Here is a 13,152-nt window from a genome sequence, read left to right as displayed (position 1 = left end):
GTATGTGCTCCACGGACCGGGAGATGGACCTGAGGGAATTTTTGATGACAGCTCTAGAACGATCGCACTGATTCTTCCCGAGGAAGAAATACAGTCTTCCATCCAAGAATATCAGCCGAGAAGAAGGGGCTCTAAAGCAGTAAGCATCGTGTTATATGGGGAGCAACTTGATCTGGCTAACATTGGTGCGTCAGTTTTGTCGACATTTGACATGAGTACATTAGAGAAAGAGATAGATGAATACACAAACCACATGCGCTACTACAGGATGCCGAATAGATGGCTGTTGATCGACGAACATTATGAGCTAGTGGCTTTGTGTGGGGCGTCCGGTGTAACAGGCGAGGAAATAGTCTCGTGTGATTTTAGAGAAAATATTAAGGGTTTTGGAGTTCAATATTCCCTTAGAAGTGAGAATATGGAGTTGATCGAGAAATTCGAGAGTTTTATCGCAGAAAAGCTGGATGAGTGGCTCCGGTAGGCACCTCTGAGTACCTGCTTCAGGCGGTGGGTGGGAAATGCTTGTGGTAGATATCGGATTGTACGCACAAATAATAGGTGTTAGGGATCAATTTCCTGATAGCACCATATGCTCAATGAATTTAGGAATATGCAATGCCATTATGTCGTTCTGATCAAGATAGGGATATACATCAAATCGTTTATGAGGGTAACTGGCATCCGGTAGGGTTCTATAGTATTCCGTGTATTGTTACTAGTATGTCTCTGGGCCTTAATATTGAATACAATTATCAGAAGTATATTATTTTTACTCTTTCTTTTTCTGCACTGTATTTACTTAGCAAGTACATGTTTGGTCAAATTTATGGAGGGTTTTTTGGGTTTTCCAGATATTTTGTTTCTACGATTTCCTCTGGTTCGGTGATGCTATCGATAATTTATTTTGATAACCGTATTGTTTCTGCAATACTGGCTGCGTTAGCTTTTTACTTGGTGGTGGCTTATTTTAGAAGTACGTTAGCTCGCCAAAATATTACTAAATAACATATTGCATTTGAGTAAGATCGATGGCCTTAGGGATGACCCTGCCTAACAGTCAGTATTACGGATGTCGGTCATGCCATTGTTTTCACTGATGCTACAGATGCAGGTTGTATGGATACGGGTGTTTCCTTACGCTGGTCGCGGTCTGATCAATAGCGAAATCCACTAGTCATCCGTTACCACCTTATAGTCAAGCTGTTTCAACTAGCGTTGGAGCTGTGATCTCAGCGTATTAATCGGTTTAGAACTATGAGCCTTTTGGTTGTTGCTCTACTCCTAGTGATGTTTTCCATTAACAATTTACTAGTAGCTCGATGTATTAAGAAGCACTTTAATGCTAAAGAGTCGACTATTTAAACGGTGTTTATATGTAGATTCAGGTGATTCGGAGGCCCGAATCCTAGCGTGTTTGGTCCGACATGGTATCCGCCTGATACTGCCAAGGATGCCTTGCCTTAATTGGACGCATTAGTCAGGAGCAGCCGGCCATCACAACCTCACCTCTCTGCCACAAGCGCCACTCGCCGGGACGATAGATATCCCAGGTCTCATCGCTGGTGAGTGGCTCGGTGACTATCACGCTGACAATATCGTTGGGTGTGGTTTCGGATTCGAAGTCCACCATTACATCAGCGTCTTTGAGCCGGGCGGGGCCGAAGGGGGCGCGGCGCGTAATACTGGCCATTTTTGTGGAGCAATAGGTGAACAGCCAGTCGCCATTACTCAGTAAAAGGTTGAAGACGCCCTCGCGGGCATAGCCCGTGGCGAGATCGACCAGGTGGTCAACGAGGTCTTTGGTGGGTGTTGTTTTGTCGCACTGCTGACGCAAATGGTTGAGGATGGCGCAGAACAGGGCTTCGCTGTCGGTGGTGCCCACCGGTTCGTAGAAGCCCGGTACCGGTGAGAAATTCGACAGCTGACCATTGTGGGCGCAGACCCAGTAGCGTCCCCAGAGCTCGCGCGTGAAGGGATGGGTGTTCGCCAAGCAGACGCCCCCGACATTGGCCTGACGTATGTGGCAAATGGCCACCTCGCTTTTGATAGGGTGGGTCTGCACCACCTCGGCGATACGTGAGGAGGCGCTGGGGTCCGGGTCGTGAAAACAGCGCACCCCTTTCCCTTCATAGAAAGCCACGCCCCAGCCGTCTTTATGGGGGCCGGTCTCGCCGCCACGGCGGGTTAAACCGGTAAAGCTGAAGCACAGGTCGGTAGGGGTGTTGGCGCTCATGGCCAGCAGTTCACACATCGTCAGCAGACTCTCCCGTAGTACTCACATGTGATCAACGCGTTACCGAGACTTCTTCACCGGTCTGCTCCCGCCACAGAAAGGTCAGCGGTGCGTCCTGGTAGCGCAGGGTAAAGGTCACATAGGGGTTGGCCGAGGTGCCCGTGTAAAAACGGGCACCAAACACGGGTGTTTCGCCGTTGCTGACGGTCAGCGTTTCCACCAGTTGTTGCGGCGGTGCCTCCGATCCGTCGGTGCGAACGCCGGTTTCCATGGGGTGGTTGATCAGGGTGCGGTATTGACCCGGTTCTCCGCTCCTGGCGTTGCGCGGTGGCGCGACGCGGGGGTTGCGCATGACGATGTCGCTTTCGGGAACATCGTCCATCAGGCAGCCGCTGGTGGCGACACGGGTTTCGTGGGCGGCAATCCAGTAGTTGTCGGCGCTGCTTTTGGCCAGGGCGTAAACGGTTTGGGTTTCGCTCAGGCGTATGCGGGTGGCGACGTCGGGCAGGGCGTCGGGGGAGTGAAAATGAAAGTCGATGACTTCGGGGTTGGGGTTGCGCGGGGCGATGACCCGCACTTCGACGATGCGTTCGCCGTCCGCCAGGTCGCCGTCAAAGCTCAGTGCCAGGGGCACTTCGCCACCGTTCTCGGCGACCAGGGGCAGGTCGATGTCGATACCGCCGAGGGTTGGTTGGGCGTCGCCGACAATATCCCGTAGCGCGCCGATTCGCTGCCATTGGCTGTCGGCCCAAAGCGGGGTGCTGAACAACAGGGTTACCATCAAAACACCAACACGTTGAATCACAACAAACTCCTAAAAAAACATCAGTGAGCACTTGGGCTTTTGACCCGAGCCAGGCCTAGGCGTGTGCCCAGAATAATGGCCGCCAGGGCCAGGGGGCTGCCGAGTGCGAGGGTCGAAAATCCGGTCAGCCCCTGACCGATGCTGCAACCCAGAGCCAGAACCCCACCGACGCCCATCAACCAGCCACCCAACAGGTAGCGGCGCATCTGGGCGGGGCCGTCAAAGCCCTGCCAGCGAAAATCGCCACCGGCCAATGCGGCGATCAGGCTGCCGAGTAGAATGCCCGCTACGGTACATACGCCGAAGCGCAGGGCGGTGCCGGTGGAGAGCATCAGGTATTGCAGGCTGTCGCCAATAGGCGCGATAAACGTGAAAGACGCTAGCGGGGTCGGGTCGAAGTCGTCGGCCCCCAGTACGCCGGTCACCCACCAACCGGCGGTCACCAACAGGCCGATCAGCAGGCCGCCGAGCCAGTCCGCGGGCGAGCGGCGCAAGGCAGCGCTGGACAGGCTCCACACCAGCAATGGCAGCGCAATAAGGAGTGAGACCAGCAGGCGCGCCAGCGGTTCAGCGATGCCCACACCGGCGAGCAGGCCAGGCCAGTGAGTGGCGGGTAGGTTCCAGCGCCAGAGGTCGCCGAGCCACTGACGGGTGCCCGCGAGCAGCCCGGACATGGCCATGTAGGCACCGATCCCCAGGACCAGCAACACCACTAGCGAACGGAGGTTGCCGCTCCCCAGTAGCACCAGTGAGCGGGCGCCGCAGCCGTTGGCCAGGGCCATACCGAAGCCGAAGATCACGCCGCCCACACCGATGGCGATCACCGGTAGCGCACGGGGTTGGTAGTGGGTCTGGTGCAGGGCCAGTTCGGCGCTGTGGCCCAGCGCCTGGGTGGCGAGCACGGCAGTAGCCAGGGCGATGGCAAAGGCGCGCAGTTTGCGCCCGTCGTCCTGATGCCAGTAGTGCTCCAGCCCGCGCAACAAACAAAACCGGCTGCGCTGGGCCACCAGGCCCCAGAGTAACCCGAGGATCAGACCACCCCAGAGCACAGCCTGCAGCGGATCATCAAACAACCCGTTGATCATCAGCTCCCCCAGGTGTCCTGGGCGATGGCGTTATACCAACTGTAGGCGTACTCGGCTTCCAGGCGTCGGGTCGTGCCCGGTGCCTGGCCGGGGCTCAAGCCGCCCGAGGCGATGCTGATCTGATCGTTCTGGACGTTGTACACATGGGCCACCGAGATGCCGTATTCCGGGTTGATCAGGCTGTAACAGGTGTTGGCCCAGCGCGCCTCGAGCAGGGGCGTGCCTTCGAGGGAGGAAACAATGGCTGCCGCCGCCACTTTGGCCTGAGTGTTGGCCACAAAGCCGGACTTGGGCATGGGTGCGGCCACGGTGGCGTCGCCCACGACGTAGATGTCTTTCACTTGCGTGGACTCAAAGGTGTTCGGGTTCACCGGCACCCAGCCGGAGGCGTCGGTAACCCCGGCGCGGTCCGCAATGAGGCCGGCCTTTTGGGGCGGTACCACGTTGAGCACTGAGGCTTTATGGATCGACCCAAACTCGGTTTCCACTTCCCGGCGTTCAGCATCGACGCGCATGACGGCACCGTCACCGGACAGGCCCACCCATTCAATACGGTCGCCATAGAGCTCTTGCCAGGCGGAGGTGAACAGGCCCTGCTTGGAGAAGTTGTCTTTGGCATCGAGGATCAACACCTTGGCCCGGGGCTTGTGCTGGGTAAAGTAATGGGCGATCAGACTGGCGCGCTCGTAGGGCCCGGGCGGGCAGCGGAAGGGATCCGCCGGTGCTGACAGGATAAATACCCCATCATCGGGCATGCCTTCGAGTTGGCGCCGCAGTAACTGGGTCTGATCACCCGCCATCCAGGCGTGGGGCGCGTGCTCGGCGGCGGCGCGGTCGTAGCCTTCAATCGCGTCCCAGCGGATATCGATGCCGGGAGACAGTACCAGCCGGTCGTAGGTGAGCCGGTCGCCGTTGTCCAGGGTCACGCGGTGGCCGTCCGGGTCGATATCGTCGGCGCGGGCGTGAATGACCTGCACGCCGTAATGATTTTTCAATTCATCGTAGCTGTGGGCGATGCTTTCCATGCGTCGCTCGCCCGCGAGTACCAGGTTGGAGAAAGGGCAGGTATGAAACACTTTATTGGGCTCGATCAGCGTGACCTGCAAATTGGGCCAGAAGCGTTTCAGGTATTTGGCGGCGGTGGCACCGCCAAAGCCGCCGCCCACCACCACGACCCGTGGGCCTGAGGCATCGTTGCCACTACCCGGAGGGCCGCAGCCGATCAGCGGGAGCAACGCCCCTGCGCCCAGGCCTTTTAACAGGGTGCGCCGGGAGGCGCTGAGTGAAGCTGTGGTTGAGCGAGTCATGGCGCCTCCTTAAAGTTCTGGTTGATTGGCGAAGTAGTCCGCCAGGGCTTTGAGTTCGTCATCGGAATAGCCCTGGGCGATGCGGTCCATGACTGTTGCCCCGGCACTCTCGTCGTGCTTGAAGGCGAGCAGTTGGGACTCCAGAATCGACGCCGGTCGCCCGGCGATGGCGGCCAGGGTCATGGTGCCGCGCCCGTCGGTGCCGTGGCAGTTGGCGCAGGAGGAGGCCAGAAGCGCCGTTTGACGTTCGGCCTGGCGCTCGTCGGCAAGTGCGCCCTGGCTGGTCAGAGCCAACACGGTGGTCAATAAAAGAAGGCTACGCATAATCATAGGGTTTCTGCATTATGGGTGGGTGTTGTGAGCTGCTACCCCTTTCGGGAGTGTTAAAACCTTAGCCAGCTTTGCGTGCAAAGGCAAATACGCCGTGCTTATAGCACTATATGGAAGCATTATAACGGAAACGCAAATACCTGAGTATTTTACTCGGGTATTTATCAGCGCGGCGGCGGATGGTATTATTCGGGTAACGAAGGAGAGTCTATGCAACCGAGAATTCACATTTCCGACGATGCCAATCGCCACCTGCAAGCCTTGCTGGCACGTCAGGGCGTTGACGGAATGGCGGTGAAGCTGTTTGTCACCAACGCCGGTACCAGCCGGGCCGAAACCTGCCTCGCCTATTGCCGCCCCGGCGAGGAAAAGGATACCGACGTACGCCTGGAGCGCGATGGTCTGCTGGTGTATCTCGACAAAAAGAGTGTGCCCTATCTCAGGGACCTGGAGCTGGGCCTTAAAAAAGGTGAAAACACCAGCCAGGTTACGCTGCGCGCGCCCAATGCCAAACGCCCCCATAACGCCCAGGGCCAGACGGTCACCTTTGAGCGTGAATGCGAGGTCAAGATGGTGCCCTCGGGCGAACCCCTGTCGGTGCCGCCAGGTGCCGAAGCCATGGTGACCCAGGCGCTGGGTGCCAGTTATACGCTGCTCTACCACGGCAACCTGATCCGGGTAGAGGGCAGGGATGCAGACGCGCTTGGGCTGGCCTCCAACAGCCTCGACTTTGAGGTGCCCAGCGATGGCAAGATCAGTGAAGCCCAGGTTTGGGAGGCACTGGGCACCGTGTATGACCCGGAGATTCCGGTGAATATTGTCGAGTTGGGGCTGGTGTACAAGCTGCAGATTGATCAGGAAAAGCGTCATGTCTTTGTCGAAATGACACTCACCGCGCCGGGCTGTGGTATGGGTGATGTGCTGGTCGAGGATGTCAAAGCCCGGTTGGCCGAAGTCCCTTACGTGCAGTCGACGGATGTGCAGTTGGTGTTTGACCCGCCCTGGCATCGCGAGATGATGAGCGAGGCGGCGCAGCTGGAAACCGGCATGTTCTTCTGATTTTCCCTCCTGTAGTTGATCTCGTTGTAGAAGCAAGTTGTTATTGATATTGTTGTTGACAATGATTCTCATTATGATGTTTAATCGCTTTACCGTTTTAAAGCGCAGGCCGGTCTAGCGGTGCCTGCGGTAATGAGTTCAAACCAACGCCAATTTTCAGGATTGTTTTTATGACGCGAAAGATACTACCAGGACCCAACAAGCTCGCACTCGCCATCGCCGCTGTATTGCTGCCCGGCTCTTTGCTGGCCCAGGCGCAAGAGCCCTTGCGCATGCCCGCGTTGGAGGTGGTTGGCTCAGACGAGGACGCCATTCTGCGTCAGACTGGCGCATCTGTGGTGGTCGATCGCGAGCAGATTGAACGGGTTCAACCCACCTCGACCGAGGATGTGCTCCGGCGTATTCCCGGGGTCAACGCGAAAACCGAGGAAGAGTCAGCCATCGTCAGCAATATCGGCTTACGCGGTCTGTCGGCCAGTGAGTCCAAGTCTCTGGTACTGGAAGACGGTGTGCCGGTAGCGCCGGGTCTGTTTATCGGCAACGACCGTTACTTCAATCCGCGTATCCAGCGTATGGAGCGTATCGAGGTACTCAAGGGCTCTTCGTCGCTGCGCTACGGCCCGTCCACAATCGGTGGTGTGATCAACTACGTGACCAAAACCCCGGATGACGGCATTGCGGCGACGGCTCGGGTCGGGTCCTGGAATACCCAGGAGCTGAATGTCGAAGCCGGTGGCCGTTCGCCCTCGGAAGACGCGTTTGCCGGCTTTGTGGCCACCCATGTGAGCAGCGACGGTTTTATGGACAAGGGTTATGAGATGAGTGACCTGATGTTCAAGTCCGGTGTGAGTGTTGGCGCAAACCAGAGCCTGGGTTTTAAATTCTCCTGGCACGAGAACGATGCCAATATCTCCTATCGGGGTCTGTTTCTGGATGATTATCTGAACGGTGAAACCTACAACCCTGCACCGGATGATTACTACCTGACAGATCGCAAGGGCTTTGATCTGAACCACGAATGGAATATCAGTGAAAGCGCGACCCTGAAAACCCTGGCCTACTGGAGTGAAGTCACTCGCGATTACTGGCGTTACAACGTCGATACCGCCGCGTCCAATGAGGCGGGTCGCTGGGTGTATACCGACGACCTGACCGGCAATAACCGCACCTTTGATCGCTTGGGCGTCGAGTCCCGGTTGATGTTGGATCACGCCCTGTTTGGACTGGAAAACCAGGCTGAGTTCGGGTTGCGAGTCATGAAGGAAGAGGCGAATGACACCCGTATTCGCGCAACACGGAATCAGGACCGCACGGGCACCAACGATCGCCACCGTCTTGATGTTGCTGAAAGCGTTGCCGCTTACGTGCACAACCGCTTTGTGGTGAGCGAGCGCCTGACCGTGACCCCGGGGCTTCGCGTAGAAGCTTACGAGCAGGACCGCACCGTACTGACTCAGAACAACGACTCAGCGACCACGCGCAATACCGAATTCCTGCCCGGCATCGGCGCTACTTTCCAACTGGCCTCGGTGGCTCAGGTGTACGGTGGCTACTACCGCGCGTTTTCACCGGCGTCCAACGGTGTAGCGCTGGATGGTCTGGCGGATCAGAATCTGGACGGCGAGCGTTCCGATAACCTGGAGCTGGGTGTGCGCGGCCGCTCCGGCAACTTCACTTACGACGTTACTGCGTTCTATATGGATTTCAGCAACCAGGTGGTGACCGGTAATACCGATCCCAACCTGTCCCAGTCGAATGCCGGTGAAACCCTGCACTATGGTGTTGAGGGCGCCGTGGCCTATGACATCGGTCAGGGCTTCAGTGTCGATGCCAATATGACCTGGGTGCCGGTTTCGGAATTCCGCACCGGCGAGCTTGACGGTAATCGTTTGCCTTACGCGCCTGAGTATCTGGCTAACCTGTCGCTTAACTACAGCGCCGGTAATCTCGCGGCAGCGCTGAGCGCGACTCACCGTGGCGAACAGTACGGTGACCCGGAAAATACTGTGGAGATTCCCGACGGTGCCGCGGGTGGCATCTGGGGGGGGCAATTGCCGTCCTACACGGTGCTTGATCTGACGGCACAGTACCAGGTGAGCCCGCAGTTGCGTGTTCAGGGTGCGATCAAGAACCTGACTGACGAACAATACATCACAGGCTTGCGTCAGGGTATTTATGTGGGGCCGGAGCGTTCGTTCGAGATCGGGCTGACGTATCGGTACTGATTGCGTCCACTGACGAGAACGGCCTTGCGGAGACGCAGGGCCGTTTTTTTGTGCGCGCCTGATTAGCGCAGATTAAAACGGGCGGGGACTTCGATCACAAAGCGTTGGCCAGTGAGCGTGTCCGGTACCGGCGGTACCGGGTCGGCGCGTTCGATCATGTTCAGCGCCGCTTCGTCCAGAAGGCTGTGGCCGCTGGAGTCTACCAGACGGGCACTGATTACTTCGCCCTGTCGGTTGATCTCGAGCAGCACGTTGGCCTCGCCTTGTTGGCGGAGTCGTTGGGCCTGGCGAGGGTATTGATGGTAGCGGAACAGATGCTGTGCCAACTCCGCCAGGTAGGCGGGGACGGCATCGTGGCTGCTGGCTGCCAGGTCCACGGTGCCCAGGGACTCCTCCGGGTCACCGACGGGAAGTTCGATGGCCTCGGCGATGTGCGCCTGTGCATCGGTATCGGTGTCTTGGGGTTCAACCGTTGGTTCTGGTTCTGGTTCTGGCGTCGGTTCGGGTTCTGGCTCCGGCTCTGGTTCTGGTTCTGGCTCAGGCTCCGTTTCCGGTTCTGGTTCTGGTTCTGGTTCAGGCTCCGGCAGTGCCTCGCGCCTCTCTTGCGCGGCCGGGCTTGGGGGCGGGCTGGCGGTGCTCACCACATACCCTTTTGGCTGAGGGGTGCCCGCTGTCAGCTCCTGGCTTTGACGCGGCGACAGCCCCAGTAACAGGGCGTGTACCGAGACGGCGGTCAGCAGGGATAACGCGAGGGTTAGATGCCGCTGTTGTTCGGTCATGGCGCAACCGGGTCTGACAGCAGAATAATGTCCGGGTGCCCCGCCTGACCCAAGCGCTGCAAGAGCGTCTCCAACTGAGTCATGGTGACCTCGCCACTGGCGGCAACCACCAGCCGTTCCTCCGGGTTGTAATCCGGTAGCAGGGCGTTCAGTTGATCACGCTCGATGGCCTGTCCGGCCCAGCTCAGGGCGCCGTCGCTGTGGACAATCAGGTCAGCGCCGGACAGGCGCTCGGCCTCCCGGACCTCACTGCGGGGCAGGTCCGGCAGTTGGTCTTGCATCAGCACCCCGGCCAGCATAAAAAACACCAGCAGCAAGAACACGATGTTGATCATCGGCAATAGGCTGGACTCCATCCGGTCGAGCAGGCTGGGGTGGTCCAGTTCCGGGATGATGAGCGAGTCGTACTTCATTCAAGGCTCCCTGCGCCACTGAGGTTCGAGCCCCTGAGCGCGGACTTCCCCCAGCCACAAGGTAAAAGCCGATAGCGGTGTTTCCGGATCGGTGCTGATGCGCACGCGCTCACCGGAAAACTGTGTCAGGGCGGCACGCACTTGTTCGGCGCTCTGGTTGTTGCCGTCCAATAACAGCTCTCCACTCACTGCAATATGCAGATGCAGCAGGTCGGGTATCTGGGTGGTCTGGGGTTCACCGGGTGCGACTTCGGTGTCCAGATTGATAAGACCAAAGGGGGTCATACGCGAGGCGAGCATAAAAAAAATCAACAGAATAAACACCACGTCGATCAGTGGTGTCATCCGTATCGGCAGTCGCTTGACGGGGCGGGGTTTAACGAGCTGCATAGAGCGGGCGGTCGGCCTTCGCGGCGGGCGTCGTTTGCTCGGCGCCCACTTGTGCGCTCGGGTCGGGGAGATCGCCGGGGACCGGGGCCTGAAGTACGCGCACCAGGTAGTCGTTCAACATCTCTTGTTGGCGTCGCAAGCGGAATTCCATCAAGGCGGCAATGGCCGCAAAGGGAATGGCAACAATCAGGCCGGCGGCGGTGGTCGACAGGGCCTCATAGATACCGCCACTCAGCTGTCCCGGATCGGCTTGCCCGGCGGTGGATGCCATTACCTGGAAGGCGGTCATCATCCCCAAGACTGTGCCCAGCAGGCCCAGAAGCGGGGCGAGGGCGGCGATCACTTCCATCAGTTTTAACGGTGGCTCAAAGGGGGCGATAACTCGCTGGACCCGACGGGCCAGCTCTTCCCGCAGGTTTTGCTCGTTGCGACCCTGCTGGCGGCCGTCCATTGCAGCGCTTACCAGCTCCGCCATGGTGTTGCGACAGGAGGTGAGCGCGCTTCGTGCCGCCTGGCCCTGTCCGTCGCTCCACAGACGGGTTGCCTCCTGAACCCGAGCGGTTGCTCTGGGTGCTGAACGCAGGGTTAGTACCAAGGAGTAGAGCGCCGCTGTCAAACCGATCACAGACATGGCCAGCAGGACCAGAATCACCGGCCCGCCCATCTCAGCGAGGTTTTGAAGGGTGTTTCCCTGGGTGAGGGAAGCGGTGGCATCGTTCATGGCGACTCCTCGGTTGACCGGTGCCAAGAGGGGGATAAGCACACTAATAAGAACCAATATCATACCGAAAACGTTTTTCGTTATCAAATGATAATCAATGTTGTTTGTTGTGGTTAGCCCTCTGTGGGTAGCGGTAGCCTTTATTTGATCTGGATCAGAAACAAAGCGCGTCTGATCCGTACCATACCCTACATGTTGTTGCTTGCTGGGCTTGCGGGTACAAGATGGGGTGAATTTGAGCTTTTCTCCAGTTGATCTGCATAGTGGCTGAGCAGCCGGTAGAAGGGCCGAGGCAGTTTTTGTTCCGGCTCCAGAGTATCGAGAAAGTTCTTGATTGCCAGGCCCAATTCGGTGTCACCACTGACGCTCAGTAAGCGACGAAAGAACAGGGTATCGGGGTCGACTCGGCCCGCGAGCATCAGGGCCAGGCCCCGGTGGTCCCCTTTGAAGCGAACGTCACACGGGGTGGAGGGCGCTGTTTCCACCACCAGTCGCCGGTTGAGCAGTGTCAGGGAAAAGTGTAGTGCCAGGTCCGGCACATCTATCGCCAACCAACGACCGGCGAGAAAGTCGAGCTGACCGTCGCGGATGTCCGGTTTGAACAGGGTGTTGAAGAGCTGGCTGAGTGTTTGCGCCGTCAGCCGTTTCGGCAGGGGTTTGAGTAGCACTTTTGTCAGGGCGGGGACGGCGTCGAGAATTGTGCGGGTCATGTTCGTGGACTGGGTCATTGTTCAGAGCCTCCTGGGGAGCAGTGATACTAGCAAAGTGTTTTCGCGGGCGTTAATCACCTGAGAGAGGTAGCTATGGAGTTATTGTGTCCCGCTGGTAGTAAGCCAGCCTTGAAGGCGGCGCTGAAACACGGTGCCGATGCCATCTATGTGGGTCTCAAAGGCGAGACCAATGCGCGCCATTTTGCCGGGCTCAATCTCAATGACCAGGGGTTGGCCGAGGCCGCCGCCGAGGTCCATCGTCAGGGCCGCCGGTTGCATGTGGCCATCAATACCTTTGCCCACCCCGGCCACTGGAAGCGTTGGCAGGAGGCGGTGGATCACGCTGTGCGCGCCGGCGCGGATGTATTGATCATTGCCGACATAGCGGTTCTGGATTATGCCCATCAGCGTTATCCGGAGGTGGAGTTACACCTGTCCGTGCAGGCATCGGCAACCAACGTCGCCGCCATTGATTTTTATCAGCAACAGTTCGGGGTCAGCCGTGTGGTCTTGCCCCGGGTCTTGTCCATGCCCCAGGTGTCGGCGTTGGCGCGCAGTGTGTCAGTTGAACTGGAGGTTTTTGCTTTTGGCAGTCTGTGCATCATGGCCGAGGGGCGTTGTTATCTCAGTTCCTATATGACCGGGGAGTCGCCCAATAACGCAGGGGCCTGTTCGCCCGCCAAGTTTGTGCGCTGGGAGGAAAAGCCCAATGGCCAGTTGGAATCGCGGCTTAACGGCATTTTGATTGATCGCTTCGAAAAAGACGAAAACGCCGGCTATCCGACCTTGTGCAAAGGGCGTTTTGAATCCGGCGGCGAACGCTATCACGTGCTCGAGGAACCCACCAGTTTGAACACGCTGGCGTTGTTGCCCCAGCTGCACCAGGAGGGCATCAAAGCGGTAAAGATTGAGGGTCGACAACGCAGTCCGGCCTATGTGGCGCAGGTGACCCAGGTGTGGCGTGCGGCTCTTGATCGGGTGCTCGCGGACCCGCACAACTATCAGGTGGCTGAGGCCTGGAATACCCAGTTGGCGGGTTTGTCTGAGGGCAGCCAGACAACGCTGGGTGCTTATCATCGACGTTGGAGGTAGGTC

Annotated in this window: 15 protein-coding genes; 5 read left to right on the top strand and 10 right to left on the bottom strand. The window is 58.1% G+C overall.

Annotated elements, in window-relative coordinates; translation table 11 throughout:
* Both DKW72_RS14645 and DKW72_RS16440 read left to right on the top strand, forming a co-directional pair.
* On the top strand, positions 1-481 hold a 481-nt coding region (locus DKW72_RS14645; protein ID WP_157960511.1), incomplete at its 5' end, for a hypothetical protein.
* Between the two features lie 134 nt (positions 482-615).
* Positions 616-1,005, top strand: coding sequence for a hypothetical protein (locus tag DKW72_RS16440; protein ID WP_157960510.1), 390 nt, complete (start codon positions 616-618; stop codon positions 1,003-1,005).
* A 472-nt stretch (positions 1,006-1,477) separates the two neighbouring features.
* Here the strand turns inward: DKW72_RS16440 and DKW72_RS14640 are convergent, their stop codons facing one another.
* The 5 genes from DKW72_RS14640 to DKW72_RS14620 are packed head-to-tail and all read right to left on the bottom strand — an operon-like array spanning position 1,478 to position 5,754.
* Positions 1,478-2,251 (bottom strand): class II glutamine amidotransferase, encoded by a 774-nt coding sequence (locus DKW72_RS14640; protein ID WP_111643128.1) that lies wholly within the window; start codon positions 2,249-2,251, stop codon positions 1,478-1,480.
* Positions 2,252-2,285: 34 nt separating this feature from the next.
* The gene (locus DKW72_RS14635; protein ID WP_111643127.1) at positions 2,286-3,038 is read right to left on the bottom strand and encodes a thiosulfate oxidation carrier protein SoxY; all 753 of its coding nucleotides are present in this window, start codon (positions 3,036-3,038) and stop codon (positions 2,286-2,288) included.
* Positions 3,039-3,058: 20 nt separating this feature from the next.
* Entirely contained in the window at positions 3,059-4,123 is a 1,065-nt protein-coding gene (locus DKW72_RS14630; protein WP_111643126.1) for a YeeE/YedE family protein, read from the bottom strand.
* Entirely contained in the window at positions 4,123-5,430 is a 1,308-nt protein-coding gene (locus DKW72_RS14625; RefSeq protein ID WP_111643125.1) for an NAD(P)/FAD-dependent oxidoreductase, read from the bottom strand. The genes DKW72_RS14630 and DKW72_RS14625 overlap by 1 nt, the downstream gene beginning before the upstream one ends.
* Positions 5,431-5,439: 9 nt before the next feature.
* Positions 5,440-5,754, bottom strand: coding sequence for a c-type cytochrome (locus DKW72_RS14620; RefSeq protein ID WP_198411378.1), 315 nt, complete (start codon positions 5,752-5,754; stop codon positions 5,440-5,442).
* 216 nt (positions 5,755-5,970) lie between these two features.
* On the opposite strand from DKW72_RS14620, the gene sufT reads away from it, so the two are divergent.
* Together sufT and DKW72_RS14610 are read left to right on the top strand one after the other, a co-directional pair.
* The gene (gene sufT / locus DKW72_RS16615) at positions 5,971-6,819 is read left to right on the top strand and encodes a putative Fe-S cluster assembly protein SufT (RefSeq protein WP_111643123.1); all 849 of its coding nucleotides are present in this window, start codon (positions 5,971-5,973) and stop codon (positions 6,817-6,819) included.
* A 170-nt stretch (positions 6,820-6,989) separates the two neighbouring features.
* On the top strand, positions 6,990-9,044 hold the full coding sequence (locus DKW72_RS14610; RefSeq protein ID WP_111643122.1) for a TonB-dependent receptor family protein: 2,055 nt from the start codon (positions 6,990-6,992) through the stop codon (positions 9,042-9,044).
* A gap of 62 nt (positions 9,045-9,106) precedes the next feature.
* Here DKW72_RS14610 and DKW72_RS14605 read toward each other — a convergent pair whose 3' ends face one another.
* The 5 genes from DKW72_RS14605 to ubiT form a co-directional block, all read right to left on the bottom strand.
* Complete coding sequence (locus DKW72_RS14605; protein ID WP_111643121.1) at positions 9,107-9,823, bottom strand: energy transducer TonB; 717 nt, start codon at positions 9,821-9,823, stop codon at positions 9,107-9,109.
* Positions 9,820-10,236 carry an ExbD/TolR family protein gene (locus DKW72_RS14600; protein WP_111643120.1) on the bottom strand — a complete coding sequence of 139 codons (417 nt, stop codon included), beginning with the start codon at positions 10,234-10,236 and terminating at the stop codon, positions 9,820-9,822. The genes DKW72_RS14605 and DKW72_RS14600 overlap by 4 nt, the downstream gene beginning before the upstream one ends.
* Entirely contained in the window at positions 10,237-10,581 is a 345-nt protein-coding gene (locus tag DKW72_RS14595) for an ExbD/TolR family protein (protein WP_157960509.1), read from the bottom strand.
* Between the two features lie 31 nt (positions 10,582-10,612).
* Positions 10,613-11,347 (bottom strand): MotA/TolQ/ExbB proton channel family protein, encoded by a 735-nt coding sequence (locus tag DKW72_RS14590; RefSeq protein WP_111643118.1) that lies wholly within the window; start codon positions 11,345-11,347, stop codon positions 10,613-10,615.
* Positions 11,348-11,535: 188 nt separating this feature from the next.
* Positions 11,536-12,075, bottom strand: a complete 540-nt coding sequence (gene ubiT, locus DKW72_RS14585) for a ubiquinone anaerobic biosynthesis accessory factor UbiT (protein WP_111643117.1) — start codon at positions 12,073-12,075, stop codon at positions 11,536-11,538.
* Positions 12,076-12,150: 75 nt separating this feature from the next.
* Here ubiT and ubiU point away from each other — a divergent pair, with 75 nt between their 5' ends.
* A complete protein-coding gene (ubiU, locus tag DKW72_RS14580) occupies positions 12,151-13,149 on the top strand; it encodes a ubiquinone anaerobic biosynthesis protein UbiU (protein WP_111643116.1) in 999 nt (332 codons plus the stop codon).
* Positions 13,150-13,152 lie beyond the last annotated feature (3 nt).

It is taken from the genome of Marinimicrobium alkaliphilum (assembly GCF_003259155.1).
GTDB classification, from domain to species: domain Bacteria; phylum Pseudomonadota; class Gammaproteobacteria; order Pseudomonadales; family Cellvibrionaceae; genus Marinimicrobium_A; species Marinimicrobium_A alkaliphilum.
The sequence above is the reverse complement of the archived record's forward strand: the minus strand, read 5'-3'. Positions and strand labels throughout refer to the sequence as shown.